General features: G+C 37.0%; 13 protein-coding genes. 5 read left to right on the top strand and 8 right to left on the bottom strand.

Annotated elements, in window-relative coordinates:
- Positions 1 to 139 precede the first annotated feature (139 nt).
- The 3 genes from tyrS to rbfA form a co-directional block, all read right to left on the bottom strand.
- Complete coding sequence (gene tyrS, locus ABDH28_02475) at positions 140 to 1,255, bottom strand: tyrosine--tRNA ligase (protein MEN2997889.1); 1,116 nt, start codon at positions 1,253 to 1,255, stop codon at positions 140 to 142.
- A 140-nt stretch (positions 1,256 to 1,395) separates the two neighbouring features.
- Complete coding sequence (locus tag ABDH28_02470) at positions 1,396 to 2,430, bottom strand: bifunctional oligoribonuclease/PAP phosphatase NrnA (protein MEN2997888.1); 1,035 nt, start codon at positions 2,428 to 2,430, stop codon at positions 1,396 to 1,398.
- Complete coding sequence (gene rbfA / locus ABDH28_02465) at positions 2,408 to 2,776, bottom strand: 30S ribosome-binding factor RbfA (GenBank protein ID MEN2997887.1); 369 nt, start codon at positions 2,774 to 2,776, stop codon at positions 2,408 to 2,410. The genes ABDH28_02470 and rbfA overlap by 23 nt, the downstream gene beginning before the upstream one ends.
- A gap of 309 nt (positions 2,777 to 3,085) precedes the next feature.
- On the opposite strand from rbfA, the gene ABDH28_02460 reads away from it, so the two are divergent.
- Positions 3,086 to 4,996 carry a hypothetical protein gene (locus ABDH28_02460; protein MEN2997886.1) on the top strand — a complete coding sequence of 637 codons (1,911 nt, stop codon included), beginning with the start codon at positions 3,086 to 3,088 and terminating at the stop codon, positions 4,994 to 4,996.
- 8 nt (positions 4,997 to 5,004) lie between these two features.
- On the opposite strand, the gene rnc is transcribed toward ABDH28_02460, so the two are convergent.
- The 4 genes from rnc to fusA form a co-directional block, all read right to left on the bottom strand.
- A complete protein-coding gene (rnc, locus tag ABDH28_02455; GenBank protein ID MEN2997885.1) occupies positions 5,005 to 5,736 on the bottom strand; it encodes a ribonuclease III in 732 nt (243 codons plus the stop codon).
- 3 nt (positions 5,737 to 5,739) lie between these two features.
- Entirely contained in the window at positions 5,740 to 6,768 is a 1,029-nt protein-coding gene (gene lpxD / locus ABDH28_02450; GenBank protein ID MEN2997884.1) for a UDP-3-O-(3-hydroxymyristoyl)glucosamine N-acyltransferase, read from the bottom strand.
- 10 nt (positions 6,769 to 6,778) lie between these two features.
- Entirely contained in the window at positions 6,779 to 7,351 is a 573-nt protein-coding gene (locus ABDH28_02445) for an OmpH family outer membrane protein (GenBank protein MEN2997883.1), read from the bottom strand.
- Positions 7,352 to 7,535: 184 nt separating this feature from the next.
- Entirely contained in the window at positions 7,536 to 9,629 is a 2,094-nt protein-coding gene (gene fusA / locus ABDH28_02440; GenBank protein MEN2997882.1) for an elongation factor G, read from the bottom strand.
- A 356-nt stretch (positions 9,630 to 9,985) separates the two neighbouring features.
- Here fusA and amrB point away from each other — a divergent pair, with 356 nt between their 5' ends.
- Positions 9,986 to 10,882: an AmmeMemoRadiSam system protein B gene (amrB, locus tag ABDH28_02435; protein MEN2997881.1), complete on the top strand. Its 897-nt coding sequence runs from the start codon at positions 9,986 to 9,988 to the stop codon at positions 10,880 to 10,882.
- On the opposite strand, the gene ABDH28_02430 is transcribed toward amrB, so the two are convergent.
- On the bottom strand, positions 10,879 to 12,039 hold the full coding sequence (locus tag ABDH28_02430) for an iron-containing alcohol dehydrogenase (GenBank protein MEN2997880.1): 1,161 nt from the start codon (positions 12,037 to 12,039) through the stop codon (positions 10,879 to 10,881). The genes amrB and ABDH28_02430 overlap by 4 nt on opposite strands.
- Positions 12,040 to 12,882: 843 nt before the next feature.
- On the opposite strand from ABDH28_02430, the gene ABDH28_02425 reads away from it, so the two are divergent.
- From ABDH28_02425 to ABDH28_02415, 3 genes are all read left to right on the top strand, one after another.
- Positions 12,883 to 13,758 (top strand): MlaD family protein, encoded by an 876-nt coding sequence (locus ABDH28_02425; GenBank protein MEN2997879.1) that lies wholly within the window; start codon positions 12,883 to 12,885, stop codon positions 13,756 to 13,758.
- 155 nt (positions 13,759 to 13,913) lie between these two features.
- Positions 13,914 to 14,534: a Fe-Mn family superoxide dismutase gene (locus ABDH28_02420; protein MEN2997878.1), complete on the top strand. Its 621-nt coding sequence runs from the start codon at positions 13,914 to 13,916 to the stop codon at positions 14,532 to 14,534.
- Between the two features lie 248 nt (positions 14,535 to 14,782).
- Positions 14,783 to 16,078, top strand: a complete 1,296-nt coding sequence (locus ABDH28_02415; protein ID MEN2997877.1) for a FliI/YscN family ATPase — start codon at positions 14,783 to 14,785, stop codon at positions 16,076 to 16,078.
- The last annotated feature ends 29 nt before the right edge of the window (positions 16,079 to 16,107 follow it).

Here is a 16,107-nt window from a genome sequence, read left to right as displayed (position 1 = left end):
CAGGTACGGTTTTCTTTTGTTTTCTTTGCAATCCTTGTGACTGGGTGAGCATCTTTTCTAACAAGCATCTAAGAAGTTATACAGGAACTAGTTTTACAAATTTCCTTTTCCCCATCTTTATCACTATTTCACTGTCCAACTATAGTTTATAATCCAGATTCTGCACTCTTTCGTTGTTCACATACAATCCTCCTCCCTGTATCAATCTTCTTACCTCACTTTTGGAAGACATCAGTTTCAATGACACGAGCAGATCAACAATACTGTATTCTCCTTTTGAAAGCTCTATCTTTTCTATCTCTTCAGGTACCTCCTTATACTTAAACATTCTATCAAATTCTCTACTAGCCTTTTCTGCCTCACTTTCACCATAGAAAAACGAAACAATCTTTCTTCCAAGAATGGCTTTTATGTCTCGGGGATTTGCACCATCCTCAACACTTTTTTTGTAAAAATCAATCTCCTCTAGAGGTACATCTGTGAGCAACTCAAAGTATTTAAATATAAGACTGTCGGGAATAGACATAATCTTCCCAAACATATCAGATGGAGTATCGTTTATTCCTATATAGTTTCCATAGCTCTTACTCATCTTTCTTACACCGTCAGTTCCTTCAAGAAGTGGTAATGTTATAACAACTTGTGGCTCTTGACCGTATTCTACTTGTAACTCTCTACCAACAAGGAGATTAAACTTTTGATCGGTACCTCCTATCTCAACATCCGCCCTAACTATAACCGAGTCATATCCCTGCATAAGAGGATAAAGAAACTCTGTTATTGATATTGGAACTCCTCCTTTAAACCTTTTTTCAAAGTCATCCCTTTCAAGCATTCTAGCTACCGTATACTTACTAGCAAGGTTTAAAACCTCTTCAAATGTTATCTTGTCAAACCATTCGCTATTGTACACAACTTCAGTTTTAGACCTATCAAGTATCTTGAAAACCTGATCTTGGTAAGTTTTAGCATTCTCCATAACTTCACTTCGTGATAGCCTCTTTCGTGTGCTACTTCTACCAGAAGGATCACCAATCATAGCGGTAAAGTCACCAATTATGAACACTACAGTATGTCCCATTTCTTGGAAATGTCTAAGTTTTCTAAGAGGAACAGTATGTCCTAGGTGTAGATCTGGGGCAGAAGGATCTGCACCAAATTTAACCCTGAGTTTCCCTTTACTTTTTATCTTTTCCACAAGTTCCTTCTCAGATATTATCTCCACAACACCTCTTTTTATCAACGAAATATCCATAGCTTCCCCCTATCTTTAGAAAAAACCAAATAGCTTTACCTAGAAATACAGTCTCTCAGACCTAAAAGTTCTCTCCTTTCCCAGATCTGACTCAATCAAGGATAAAATTCTTGCTTTCTTCGGAAAACTTCTTACATCCCTCATAGGGCCCCATCATTAAAGCTTGAAGCTATTTCTTTAATCACCATTTCCTCAACCTTATCAACCCCCATTGACATTTCAAAAGCAATCCCAGAAGCGTTCTTATGCCCACCTCCTCCTAACTTCCTAGCCACCTTTGATACATCAATATTTCCTTTACTTCTAAGAGCCACGGAGATTATTCCTTTTTCTCTTTTTTCTTTTATCGTGAAATAAATAACAGCGTCTTTTATCCTTCCTATATCTTCCACCACAGGTTCTACCTCTCCGTCAGTAAGTCCATACTTTCGCAACAAATCATCCGTTATTATCACCCAAACCACCTTGTTTTCACAACAAGTTTTCAAGTTCTGGAATACCTCCCCCTCAAACTTTATGAAAGAAACAGTTTTATTTTGGAACATATTCATTGTGAAAAAAGAAGGCTCTATACCTGTTTCCAAAAGCTCTGCCGTAATTCTGTGAGTTGATGGTTTCACAGAATCAAACCTGAAAGAACCACCATCTCCTACTATGCTTGAATATATAAGCGATGCTAACTCCTTGGTTATCTGAATCCCAAACTCTTTAGCAATCTGATACACAAACTCACCCGTTCCAACAACTTCTGAATTCACAAGGTTGTAAGTGCCAAAAAGCTCGTTGTCATGATGGTGATCTATGTTCAAAACAAGTTTGAATTTCCTGAGAAATTCCTCAAAGTTCTTCCCTATTCTCTTAACTTCACCACTGTCCAGAACTATTACCACATAATCCGATAAACTCATTCCATTCAACTTTTCAATCCCCTCTATCTCATCCCAAAGCGGAAGAAAAGAGAAAGTTTTCTCAAATACTTCCCTTTTCTCCTCACTTACTACCAGCACACTATCTTTACCCATCTCTCTAAGTATATACAACATCCCTAGGGCAGAACCTACAGCATCATAATCAGGATTTACATGAAAAGTTATAACAAATTTTTGCTCCTTTCTTAGGATATCCACTATTTCGCCAAGCGTTGACATAACTTTAGTATCTATCATTTTCCCCATGCCTTTCTATCCCCTTTAAGATTTCATAAACCTTCATAGACCTAGAAAGATCTATGAATTCAAAATATAATTCGGGAGCGTATGCTGTTTTTAAAGTTTTTGAAAGCTTCCTTCTAACAAAACTTTTTGCTCTTATCAACGCCTTCACAGTGTTCTTAAGCTCATTCTCCGAATTAACCATTACACTTAGCTTCACAGTAGCATACCTAAGATCTTTTGACAATTCAACATCAAACACACTCACAACTCCCTTTATATTCTCATCCCTAAGGTTGTTGTGAATTATCTCGGATATCTCCTCCTGTAGAAAAGAAGACATCTTCTTCACCCTTATTTCTTTTGCCATAAGTAAAATGTTAATAATTTTAATCGCTTTTTTCAAGCGAAAATACCAGAGTTTTAATACAAAGCAATGTTTCCTAACTGATGAACTCAAGAGTAGCAAGTGGGCAAGCTTAGTTAGAGCTCTCAAAGAAACTTAGAGAAGAAAGCTTAACAGAAAAATCTCTTTAGGGAAAATCTACAACAACCAAAAAAGTTGTAAATGCAAACTATTCCATCAAAAAATTTCTGTTTGGACTCCCATATAAGCCTAGGGGAAAGATACTGAATATTGAAGATTGAAACGCTTTTATTGATAATGATTTCGTAGTTTATGCTTAAAATAGTAATCGCAACCTGGATAGCTATCTTCATAATCTCTGCAACGCTCTTACTACTGTTCTACCCAAAAAGTTTTGATGAGATGATAATTCTTATCTCATCAGTACCCTCTTTTATAGGATTACTTCAACTATCAAGATCTGGAGAGCTTTATTCCTTAATCTCAATAGTAAACTCAAAGAAAAAGCACAGAGTTTATCTGCTTCTCTCTATACCTCTACCAATAGTTATTATTCTGTCCTATCTCTTGAAAAACCCTATATCACCATTTTTATCTTGGGCAGTAATAGCATTATCAATAATCACATTTTCTTCACAGACCTTAGTTCTCTTTCTCTCGCTTACTAAACCACTAAAACTTAAAAAGAAAATACAATTTTTTTCATTAGTCTCTGTTACTCTAACTCTACTCCTACACTACATCTTAAAAGAAAACATAGGCCTACTATTCCTAGGAGTTACCTTAACTTTTTTGCTTATCTATTCTATTCTTTCAATAACCAAAGCTACGTTACCTCAGTCTAACCATGCTATAATGTCTTGTCTCACTCTTATTACCTCGTTTTCATCAACTATGACGATTGTAAACTTTCTCACCGAAATTTTCACAATTTTCACCATTATATCGCTTAACATTCTTATCTCACTGATTTTTACCTTTGGACTGAAAAATCTAAAATTAAGCTCAATTATACTGCTACTGTGGGCAACGGCCATAATCTTATCAATTATAATTTTCAAAGACAGGCTTCCTCTCTGGCTCACACAAACAAGCATAATTTCAGCCCTGATCATACTCTCAGTACTTGCTATCACTTGGTATTTCAGAAGAAAAGTCATAACATGCGAACTACTGATATCAGACATTGATAACTTTTTGAAAGAGTTTTACAAAATTGCACCAAAGAGAGTTGAAAATTTCAAAGAAGTGATACCCAAGCTGTTCAACAAAACCTCAAAACACCTTAAGATCTCAATAGTTCCGCAAAACTCTCTTCCTCCTTTCATTCTGTCTAAGATGCTAAACAAAAGGAGCATGCTAATAAACGACATTCTTGATTCCGGTAAAGAGATTGTGAATTTTTTTACAATAAATAACCTAATATGTATTTTCAGAATTTCAAACGAGGTTTCCGAAACAGACTATCTACTGATAAAGCTACCTAAGGTTATAAAAGGTTCTTACGCACGAGAATGCGATAAAACAATTATGAAGGAATACTTTCCCGTATTCCACGAACTAGAGAAAACAATAGCAAATACTCTTGTTTTACCATTGGCGAAGGATATTGAAGAGAAAAGAGAATTCCATGTTAGGGAAGTTGAATCTTTTGAAAAAGCGAAATATCTCCTCATCAAAGATAGTGAAGTGTTTCTGTATTTTGACAAAGTTATTGCTTACAAATACATTGAAGATACCGAGGCTCATAGAGGGTATTACTTTGACATCAGTATGAGTAAAGACAAGCTCATAGGTTTTTTATTTTTCGTTCCTGATAGATTGTTTCTCTCAAACTTTGCTCTACTCGCCATAAAGGGAATAATCAAGAGTTACTCCACTGAAGAGATAACACACGAGGAATTAGAAAAAATCACCAACAACTTCCTTAGAGAAAGAGAACTACCACTACAGGTTAGCATTACCTCTTTTGAAATAGTTGGAGATAGAATACTGGTTAATCCATCCAAACACACGAAGACCTACTGTCACAATGGCGAAGCGGTAAGATTAATAGACGAAAAACTAGAAATTGACAAAAGTAATATACTGATTATTTCCAATGTAGACATACCTGAGAAAACTATAGAAGAAGCAAGCAGAAGTGAAGCCAAATTTACATCAATCAAGAAAATTTTTGACAAAATAAGAACTTTGGATTCATTCGTTGCGGTATGCATTTAAGTCATATACTATAATACGTGGTTCAAGTTTTCCAAAGCATTCTTAGCTGCATACTGCTCAGCTTCCTTTTTTGAAAATCCTCTACCCTCACCAAGAACCTTGCCATTTACCAGCACTTTTACCAAAAACTCTTTTTGATGATCAGGTCCACTTTCACTGACAACTAAATAATCCGGATAAGTATCAAACGATCTTACTACGTAGTGTTGCAGAAGACTTTTGAAATCACTAGTTCCATCTCTGATTCTACTTTCAATTGCCGGCAAGAATAGTTTTAGGACAAAATCCTTGGTAGTTTCCAGTCCATTTGACAAAAACATAGCCCCTACCAAAGCTTCAAAAGTGTTTGATATTATAGTTCTTCTACCTCTGTAATCAAATTTGTCCAACGATGGGACTGTAAGAATATACTCATCTATACCGATCTTAATTCCTATATCATACATAATCTTTCTACTCACCACATCTGCCTTTACACTTGACAACATACCTTCATCAAAATTAGGGTAGTTTCTATACAAGTATTCGCTAATCACCATAGATATAAGAGCATCACCAACAAACTCTAGACGTTCATTTGACATAATTGAGGGAAGAGCATTATACTTCACATAGGAAGAGTGAACTAAACTTTGGTGTAACAGAGAAAGATCTTTGAATCTAACACCGATTTTCTGCTCAAAAGAGAGCAGAGCATCTCTTCTCTCTATAGTAAGTCCTGGAAATTCTCTGGAGGTCATATTTCATTTCTCTTTCAGACTTTCTATTTCTTCCTCTAAGTGTTTTATTTTCTTGACCAACTCGGGCAATTTAGTTTCCGCTGCAAATATTCTCTTCTGTTCCAATGCATCCCTAGCAGGAGTTCCTAAAAGAATCTTATTAGGAGGGACTTCCCTATCATCAACACCAGCTCTAGCCATTATTACAACGTTATCTCCAATCTTTGCATGATCCACTACTCCCGCTTGCCCAGCAATAATGACGTTATTGCCTATTTCAGTGCTACCAGCAACTCCAGCTTGTGAAACTATTATACAGTTTTCTCCTATTTTAACATTGTGAGCTATCTGTACTAAGTTATCTATCTTGGTTCCCTTCTTTATTATCGTTTCACCAATAAATGCCCTATCAATGCAAGTATTTGCTCCTATTTCCACATTATCCTCAATAAAAACCCTTCCTATATGTGGTAGTTTATGATATTCTCCCTTATGCAGAACATATCCAAATCCATCAGCACCTATTACAGCTCCAGCATGAATTATTACATTGTTCCCTATTATACTACCAGGATACACCACAACATTAGGTCTTAGAACAACATTATTGCCAATCCTAACACCATATCCAATGAAAACATTAGAGTAGATGATAACGTTATTTCCTATCTCAACATCATCCTGAATAACCACAAATGGCATTATAGTTACATTCTTTCCCATTTTGACATTACTACCAATAGACACCTTATCCGATATTCCCTCAAAGCCCAACTTTTCATAAGGATTGAAAAGCTGAGCTACACGAGCCATCGCAAATTTCGGATCCTCAACTTTTACTAAAGTTTTACCTTTATACTCAAATTCGTGGGGAACTACTATCGCAGATACTTCTGTCCTCAACGCCTCCTCATACTTGCGCTTATCAACAGTAAAAGTGATCTGTCCTTTTTTACCATTGGTATACTCCGCTATCCCGTAGATCTCCTCGTTATAATCCCCTTCAACTATCCCACCAACAAAACTTGCTAAACTTTTGACAGTGTATTTCATAATCTAAACCTCAGTATTTTTTCTTCGCATCCTCTTGCACCTTTATCCACTTGTTCAAATCAGACGTAATATCATTTCCTTTGGAATAGTAAATCAAATTACCCCTAGTGTCAAATATTATAGAAAAACCGTTTTTATCACCATAACTCTTTATGTATCCCATAATATCTTTATACACATATTGCTTCAAAGAATCCCTATACTTGTTCAGAGATTCTTCAACCTTCTTAGCCTCAATTAGGTAGATATCAACCTTATTAGTGTATTCTTTAAGCAAATCGTTGTATTTCTGGAACAGTTGAGGATCTACATTGGTTCCCATAGCTACAATAGAGTTTGATAATTCCACTACTTTATTTCTCAGCTCTCCTATTTCTGTCTTCATCTTTTCCAATTTCTCCATAGACGTTTTCTTGTATACACTAAACTCTTTCCCAACTTCCTTCCTTTCAACAAAGTCGTCAAAAACCTCAACTAAGTCTATTACCCCTATTTTCTCCACTTTAGAGTAGCCATAAGACAATACCCCTGGAAGAAGTACACAGATAACCACTAAAAGACACAATCTACATAGTAACTTCATACTTCCTACCCCTACCTTATAATAAAACAAAATTTCTGTAACTCACAACTCAAACAGTAGCAAGTCTCTGGGAGAGATAAACTCAGTAACCGAATTACTGTAAAGCACAGTATAAGTTTGTTGAAGAACACAGAAACGATAGACGATTCTATGACCAACTATAGAACAAAAACCGTAATTTGACCTAGCTATGAGATGCTATCTTTTCCTTTATCCTTCTTCCTAACTCTGCCACTTCTTTTTGAGATTTCTCTGGTAGGAAGTCGTAGTAAGCTAGAGTCATTGTAAACCTGCCAGTTCCCTTCGTTATAGAACTTAAAGCAGAAGAATACTTTATCATCTCAGCCATAGGAACATAAGCGCTTATTATCACTGTTCCATCCTCCTTTCTGTCTATATTGTTTATTCTACCTCTTCTACTGCTTAGATCCTCAGTTATTGAGCCCATATAGCTTTCTTCAACTATTATTTTCACATCCATTATTGGTTCTAGTATTGCAGGGTTTCCGTTTTCCAACGCTATCTTCATAGCATGCCACCCTGCTATTTGAAACGATATATCGGAAGAATCTACCTCATGATATGAACCTTCATAGAGAATAACTCTCACATCAACAACTGGATACCTTCCCAAGACTCCTTCCTCCATAGCACTCAAGACCCCTTTCTCAACGGAAGGTATAAACTGTTTAGGTATATGTCCTCCCTTTATTTGGTCAACAAACTCAAATCCCTTTCCTCTGCCAATAGGCTCTACCCTTATAAAAACTTCTCCATACTGTCCATGACCACCTGTCTGTTTTTTATGCTTGTAATGAGCCTCAACTTGTTTTGTTATGGTTTCCCTATAAGGGATCTTAGGAGTATCTAGAGTAAAGTCTATCTTGTATCTCTCTCTGAGTATCTCCGTATAGATGTTAAACTGGTTCTCTCCTTGGCAGTGTACTTCAAGCTCTTTTGAAAAGTCGTTAAACTTAACTATAAAAGAAGGATCTTCCTCTGAGAATCTCCCAAGTAGCTCAGCCAATTTATCTTCATCACCCCTATTCTTCCCCAATACTGCAGTGAAAAAGATAGGAGTAGGTAACTCCAAGTGCTTGATCCTAATATCCACTTTATCGGAAACCAGAGTATGTCCAACCCTAACCCCCTCAAGTTTGGAAACAACAAATATATCTCCCGCTCTCACCTCATCCACTTCCTCAAGAGTTTTCCCAAAAGCTACACACGGATGAAGAATTTTCACAGTAGAAGAGGTCTCGGACACATAAAACTCATTACCACTCTTAACAACACCAGTCCATACCTTAAAGTATACAATCCTTCCAGTATAAGGGTCAATTCTAACCTTGAAAGGATTAAGAATAGTAATGTTCTCTGTTGAGATATCCTCCTTCACCTCTACACCGTTTTTGAAGACAGTTATTTCTCTGTGCACATCAGGTGATGGGAATTCCTCAACAATTAAATCAAGAGTGTTCAATACACCCACATTCGTAAGGGAAGACACCGCAAATATGGGTATAATCTTACCCTTAGCCACACAATTCCTAAAGCCACTCACAATTTCCTCTTCCGTAAGCTTTTCCCCAGATAAATACTTTTCCATAAAACCTTCATCTATGTCTGATATATCCTCAAATATCTCTTCCCTATATTTACTCACAACCTCTTCATACTCTTTTGGAATATCAAGTCTCTTATACTTTCTCCCGTTATCCTCATAAACTATCAAACAGTTGTGAATCACATCTATAGTCCCAACGAATTTATTATCCTCAAAGAACGGTATCTCAATAGGCACTGCTAGCTTACCTAGTTTAGCTTTAATCTTACTAACAACTTCCTCAAACTTTGAAGTCATTGTATCAACCTTATTAACCACAACAGACTTAGCAACATGAAGCTCATCAACGGAATGCCATATTCTATCAGTTTCTATGGTTATACCCCTTTCCGCGTCAATAACTAAAACAATATTCTCCACTACCTCTAAAGCCATCTCCATCTCGCCTATGAAGTCAATAAACCCAGGTGTGTCTATAAAGTTTATTTTCTTACCTTTGTATTCAACATAGGAATAACTACTCCTTATTGTCATCTTTCTTTTTATTTCCTCAGGGTCAAAATCCATAACCGACGTTCCTTTATCCACACTCCCCTTTTCCGGGGATTTGCCCACAACGAAGAAGACACTGTCAAGAAAAGACGTCTTACCACTCTTATGTTCACCAATCACGGCAATATTGACAATGTCCTTAGTATCGTATACCTTCATACTCCCCTCCTACCAGGTCTATACCTATTCCTTCTCAACTTCTGAAGGATTATAAAAACAATCAAAGCCACTTTCAATAAACCACCAAGTAAGCTAACAATAAATCAAAATTAACTGCTAGGTATGATTTTTCTTTCATTTCCTTTGTAATCTCTATTAGGACTGAGAAATACCCTTTTTGGTGAATACTTATCTACTTTTCCTTTAGGCTCTATTCCACTTAACTAATGGGGATTGGAATTTACTGAGAAAGCAAGTTTAACGAGTAAGAATGGATGAGGAGTGTAGCAAGGAACAAGACATCTCAAGGAGGAGATAGATAGGTTTCTGTAGGAATAGAGGGTGAGGAAGTTTTGATGTGTAGATTGGGATTATTTGATTTGGGTGAAAAGATTTTTTATATTTTAGCTATGCTGGAAGATGGCAGAAGTTGTAGAAAGCCCTCGTATGCGGGATCTTTCTACCCATCGGAGAAGTTTCAGCTTGAGAAAGTAGTGAATGAATACATAAAGGAAGCTGACGTTCCTAAGGCTACACTTGATAGTGACATACTTGCCATCGTATCACCCCACGCAGGATATAAATACTCAGGCGTGGTTGCAGGATATTCTTACAAAGCAGTAGCTGGCAAAAATTACGACATTGCGATAATACTAGCACCAAGCCACCACTTCTATCTGAACTTCTTCGTAATAGATGACAGAGATTACTACCAAATTCCTTTGGGTGTGTTGAAGGTAAACAAAGAGATAGTTGAGTTTTTAAGATACAAAGGGGGGTTTGAGGTTGCCTACAGGGTCCAAGACGAGGAACACTCTCTTGAAGTACAACTACCGTTTCTGTATCAGGCTTTCATGGGAAAGATAGAAATCGTACCTATCCTCTATGGGGAAGAAACAAGATCCTTTATGACAAAAATGGCACATACCCTAATAGAAGTTATAGATGAATTTCCTGAGAAAAAGGTGCTAATAGTTGTTTCAACAGATCTTTCTCACTATCACTCCTACTCTGAGGCATATGAGATTGATAGCAGGCTAGCAGGAGTACTGGTTGAAAGAGATTTTGAAAAGTTTGTATCCTTGATTGGTAGTAAAAAAGTAGAAGCCTGTGGTGCAGGACCTCTCGGAACATTTATATACCTAAGCAACATTAGGAACAAGAATGTTGAAGTTTTGAAATTACTAAACTCAGGTGACACTAGTGGAACAAGAGACTTTGTCGTCGGCTATATGTCAGCAGTTATGTATTAATACAAAACCTCTTTGTATATCCTCTCTATGCTTTCTCTACTAGGAGTATAAGGGGAATTCCTAAGAGAGGTAACCATATATGACAACACATCGTCTACAAGATATTTTATGTCAGACTTTTCAACACCAAAATCTGAAAGCTTTTTGTTGATGTCAAGGTAGGAGAGTAAGTACTCAATAGCATCCAGTAAGGTGTGAAGTATAGAAAAATCACTGTTTCCTCTAACCCTTACTCCCATGGCTTCTGCAACGATTCTAAATTTGTTAGTAGCAAACATAAAGCTGTGTTCTATTACTTTCTTGAAAAGTATCGCTAAGCCTTGACCGTGGGAGATGTGTGGAAACCTTGCACTTACGGGATGCTCAAGTGCATGCATAAGCCCTACACCGCTAATGTCTATTGCAATACCTGACAGCACAGAGGCATGTTGGAGTTCAGTCCTAGCATCTATGTTGGAACCATTGTTATAAGCCTTAAATATGTTTTCTATCGTAAGCCTTATAGCTTTTTCAGAGACAGCTTGCGAAATGAAGGAAGAATTTCTACTAACCAGTGCCTCAATGGCATGAGACAGAATGTCAATGGCAGTGGTAGCTGTTAGGAATTTGTTCAAGCTTATTGTCATAAAAGGGATAAGTAGGGCAAAAGCTGGGTAGAGAACCTCCATCTTTATTGACCTTTTTTGAACTTTGCCTGGATGGGTAAGGACACAAATTCTGTTAACTTCACTTCCTGTTCCAGATGTAGTAGGAACCGCTACAACTGGAACAGCCCTCTCTGCGACTTTCACACCTTCCGCATAGTCCCACAGATCTACCTCCGGATAAGGTAATTTGACTGAAAGAGCCTTAGCTGTGTCTATCACACTCCCCCCACCAATAGCAACTATGACATCTGGATTAAATCCTTTTACCATGCTGTAGCACATATCTACAAGATCCGTGGTCGGATTCGGTGTAACTTCAGAGATCACTAGAAACTCTCTGCCAAGCAAAGAGAAGAAGCGGTGGATTTCTTCATACTCTCCAGAAACTTTAAGGTGAATTTTTCCAGTTAGAACCAATATCCTTCTAAAACTCTCAAATACATTCGTTACTTCACTCAAACCTCTTAAGTTGAACAAAACTTTGGTCTTGCTCAGCGAAACCTGCTTCATATTTATGATATTATCAAGGAGGATTGGCAGAAAATACAATTCGGGTGTAAAGAGGAGAAAATAAATCATGTTCAATTGCTACAGAACTGCTTCAGCCATCTTGTAGTGCGAGAAATAAGTGCGAGAAATAATAAATATAAAAAAAAATAAATTATTATTAATGGTTATAAGGGGTATTTTTTGCACCAAAATATTTAGGTAAAAAGTGATTTTACACCTTAAGTGAAGAACTCTGAAAAGCGCGCACATTTTTGTGCATTTCAATGTGCGTGGAATGTGCATGGAATGTGCGTGTGTGCGTGTAAGGAATAAATTATGTTAACTTTGTGCGTGGATCAAATTTTTGATACAAAAATATTTTGGTAAAAACTGAGAAAGCCTCGGCTACGATTAGCGCTACGCCACGCACATTTTTGTGCATCGCTTTGTGCGTGAATCTACTAAAATATTTTGGTTTTTTTGTCATCTTTTGCGAATTTACCAAATCTCGTGTAGCACGCACATTTGCTAATTTTTGATAAATTTTTGTAAGGTCCCAAATACCAAAATTAGTTGGTAAAATTTTAATACAAATCCTTCAGTAAATGAAGTAATACCGCGCACATTTTTGTGCGCGTAGCTGTGACACCAAAAATCCTTGAAAAAGTGATACCAAAATATTTTGGCTTTGATTCAACTAATTTTGTTTGATCTATCTAAACTTGTTTTATTAATTTAATTGTGCTATAAACGATCAGTCAGGTAGTGGGAATTTGCTTGATGGGAAGTTTCAGAAAGTTTTAGCACTCTTTTGAGTTTGTCTGTTGATTTATCTATCTCTGTGCATTTATAATTGCATAAGTTATGTATAAATTCAGTGTTTTGGAAAAGATAGTGGGTTCTGTGGTTGTGGTTACCATCTTTTTGGTGTTCATACTCATTCTATTTTTGGGTAGGGCTAATGAGTGGTTTAGACCTTCTGTTACATACTATACTGTTTTAAAATCAGCCTCAGATGTTACTCCCGGAAAGAAGGTATACTATAAGGGGATAGTTATTGGTAAAGTTTCAAAAGTTTCTTTGCAAGGTGATGACTTTTTCAGAGTTGAGTTCCAAATATATTCAGAGTATACCAACAGAGTAAAATCCGACTCACTATTCATAGTTAGATCTGAGTTACTCGGGGGTAAAAAATTTGACATCACTCAAGGTGGTGATCAGGCTAGAGTATTAAATGAAGGTGAAATGGTCTACTCGCTTGACACCTATGAAGGTAAGATACTGGCAAAACTTAGGGGATATTACTCTCCTGAGGAGGACATAAGCAGGATAATAAACAACATCTCTCTGATAACTTCATACCTTGTTGACTACGTTTCTGAGGAAGGTGAAGTTAGAAAAACCTTGGAGAATATAAATACTATTCTTACAAATGTTAATCTCTCTGTTGCAAAGTTAAATACAACTACTTTGCCTTCGGTTAATACCTTGCTAAGCGAGAGACTTCCGTTACTTGTGAGTGAGCTGATAATAGCTCTTAACCAAATGCAAATGTCTCTCCAGGATGAAAATATACCAAAAACTCTGAAAAATCTAAAAGAGATAACAAGCGATATCTCCGAGATAACTGAAGAGTTGAAAAGAAACAAAGGTAATATAAGCAACTTGATAGTAAACCTTGAAAAACTCAGTAAAAATCTCAACGATATAACTGTATCACTAAAAGATATTGTAAGATAATGGGAACTCCTCTGGGAGCTAAGATGCAAACTTGACAAATTTTGTAAGTTTTAGTATATTTTGCTCAAAACAAAGCTTCCAAAACTTTGTGTATAGGGTTAAGGTGGATTGAGAGTGCTTTCAAGGTTTTGGAGCTTAGATGTAAGGAGGTGAGTATGGCTTTTAATGTAGTTGGGCTAAAGTTTAGTAGTGATGCAATTCGTCCAATTTCTTCTAAGGCTATGGACATACACCACGGTAAACTGTATACGGGGTATGTGAACAAAAGGAACGAGATTGATGAGTCACTGAAGACTGCGGATAAAACTAAAGCTGTTGCTTCTTACAGTGTTTACAGAGAATTAAAGCTTGAGGAGACTTTTAATGCCAATGGACAGATATTGCACGAGCTTTATTTTGCTACACTTACTCCTACTCCTAAACAACCTAGTGATGAGCTAGAATTTGTTAAGAAGGTGAAGGAAGATTTTGGGTCATGGGATGCTTTTATTGAAGATGTTGTTGCATGTGCAATGTCAGCAAGAGGTTGGGCTATTACTGCTTATGATTTCAGAGATGGCAAAATTCGCAACTTCCTAGCAGATGCTCACAATCAGGGAGGGGTATGGGAAACATGGCCTGTTTGGACAATAGATGTCTACGAACATGCGTATTTCATTGACTTTGGGTCAGATAGAAAGTCCTATATTCTTGAGATAATAAAGTATGCAGATTGGGAAGAAATAAATAAGAGATTTCTTAAGGCTAAAGCAATAGAGGAAATCCTTAAAAAGTAAGGGACCTCCTTTAATGCACAGTTGAGTCCTTGTGTAAATCTGTTTGGATCGTTAAGAGTTAATAAATTCTAAAATTTAAAAGTTAGGTATAGTTTTTTACTTCTCTCGCAGTCCCTGCGGGACTGGGCAAAATGTTCTCTCGGTAAAGACTTGAAGCTTAATGTAAAGTGACACTGTGGAAATTGGAATTTACTAGCTAAGAGAAGTGTCTTTGACTTTGCTTTCATGGGTGATACAAAATTAAGCGTATGGGGGTTTTTGAAAAGTATATAAATAGTGTTCAGAGGAACGAATACGTAAAGTCAACAGGACGGGTAATAAAAGTAACAGGAGTGTTGATAGAAAGTCGGGGACCTTTTTCTTCAATTGGAGACATATGTGAGATAGAGGTTGGGGAAAAAAGGTTAAAGGCAGAGGTTGTAGGGTTTGATAAAGACAGAGTATTTCTTGTGCCCTTTAGTAATGTAGTGGGTATTCCTGTTTCTGCTAAGGTTTTTAACACTGGGACGAAGATGGATATACCAGTTGGTGAAGAGATGAGAGGAAGGGTTTTAAATGCCTATGGTGATGTCTTAGCAGGTGGGGCTTTCAAGGTTGAGAACTACTACTATGTTGATAATGATCCACCTTCATCTCTAAGTAGAAGTAGGATATCAAAACCGATACAGACTGGAATAAGAGCAATAGATGGGCTTCTGACGGTAGGTGAAGGGCAGAGAATGGGAATATTTTCGGGAAGTGGTGTAGGTAAGAGCACTTTGCTAAGTATGATTGCTAGAAATACTTCTGCAGACATCACGGTTTTGGCACTGGTTGGTGAAAGAGGGAGAGAGGTCAAGGAGTTTCTAGAGAGAGATTTAGGAGATGAGGGAATGAAAAGGAGTGTAGTAGTTGTTGCAACTTCAGATGAACCACCTATGGCAAGACTTAGATGTGCATATACTGCTACTGCAATAGCGGAGTTTTTTAGAGATAAGGGATACAATGTTATGCTTCTTTTGGACTCTCTCACAAGACTTGCATTTGCGCAGAGAGAGATCTCTATCTCAATGGGAGAACCTCCCACAACCAGAGGTTACACTCCAACAGTATTCACAAAACTACCAAGGCTTCTTGAGAGGGCTGGTAGCACCGAAAAAGGAAGTATAACTGCCTTTTATACAGTGTTAGTTGAGGGAGATGATATAAGCGAACCTATCTCAGATCATGTCAGAGCTGTTTTAGATGGACACATCGTTCTCTCTAGAAATCTTGCTTCTGCAGGGGTATATCCAGCAATTGATGTTCTCTTAAGCATAAGTAGGCTAATGCCAGAAATTGTCTCAAAGGAACATCTGGAAAAAGTGTACAGATTTAAGGAACTTATGTCGGTGTATAAGGAGAATCAGGATCTTGTAAACATAGGGGCGTATGTGCCAGGTTCTAATCCTAAAATAGATATGGCTCTCAAGTATATTGATAAAATGATGAATTACATAAAACAGGATATGTTTGAGAAGGTAAACTTTAGCGATGCAGTAAGTCAATTGCTCTCGTTGTTTTGAGTTTAGGTGATATCTTTAGTTCTTCTTCG

Source organism: Brevinematia bacterium, assembly GCA_039630355.1.
GTDB lineage: Bacteria > Spirochaetota > Brevinematia > DTOW01 > DTOW01 > SKYB106.
Note: the sequence above shows the minus strand (reverse complement) of the source record. Positions and strands in the feature narration are given on the sequence as shown.

Coding starts and splice junctions, on each gene's coding strand:
- tyrS (MEN2997889.1), bottom strand. CDS start 1,255: ATGGATATTTCGTTGATAAAAAGAGGTGTTGTGGAGATAATATCTGAG.
- ABDH28_02470 (MEN2997888.1), bottom strand. CDS start 2,430: ATGGGGAAAATGATAGATACTAAAGTTATGTCAACGCTTGGCGAAATA.
- rbfA (MEN2997887.1), bottom strand. CDS start 2,776: ATGGCAAAAGAAATAAGGGTGAAGAAGATGTCTTCTTTTCTACAGGAG.
- ABDH28_02460 (MEN2997886.1), top strand. CDS start 3,086: ATGCTTAAAATAGTAATCGCAACCTGGATAGCTATCTTCATAATCTCT.
- rnc (MEN2997885.1), bottom strand. CDS start 5,736: ATGACCTCCAGAGAATTTCCAGGACTTACTATAGAGAGAAGAGATGCT.
- lpxD (MEN2997884.1), bottom strand. CDS start 6,768: ATGAAATACACTGTCAAAAGTTTAGCAAGTTTTGTTGGTGGGATAGTT.
- ABDH28_02445 (MEN2997883.1), bottom strand. CDS start 7,351: ATGAAGTTACTATGTAGATTGTGTCTTTTAGTGGTTATCTGTGTACTT.
- fusA (MEN2997882.1), bottom strand. CDS start 9,629: ATGAAGGTATACGATACTAAGGACATTGTCAATATTGCCGTGATTGGT.
- amrB (MEN2997881.1), top strand. CDS start 9,986: ATGTGTAGATTGGGATTATTTGATTTGGGTGAAAAGATTTTTTATATT.
- ABDH28_02430 (MEN2997880.1), bottom strand. CDS start 12,039: ATGAAGCAGGTTTCGCTGAGCAAGACCAAAGTTTTGTTCAACTTAAGA.
- ABDH28_02425 (MEN2997879.1), top strand. CDS start 12,883: ATGTATAAATTCAGTGTTTTGGAAAAGATAGTGGGTTCTGTGGTTGTG.
- ABDH28_02420 (MEN2997878.1), top strand. CDS start 13,914: ATGGCTTTTAATGTAGTTGGGCTAAAGTTTAGTAGTGATGCAATTCGT.
- ABDH28_02415 (MEN2997877.1), top strand. CDS start 14,783: ATGGGGGTTTTTGAAAAGTATATAAATAGTGTTCAGAGGAACGAATAC.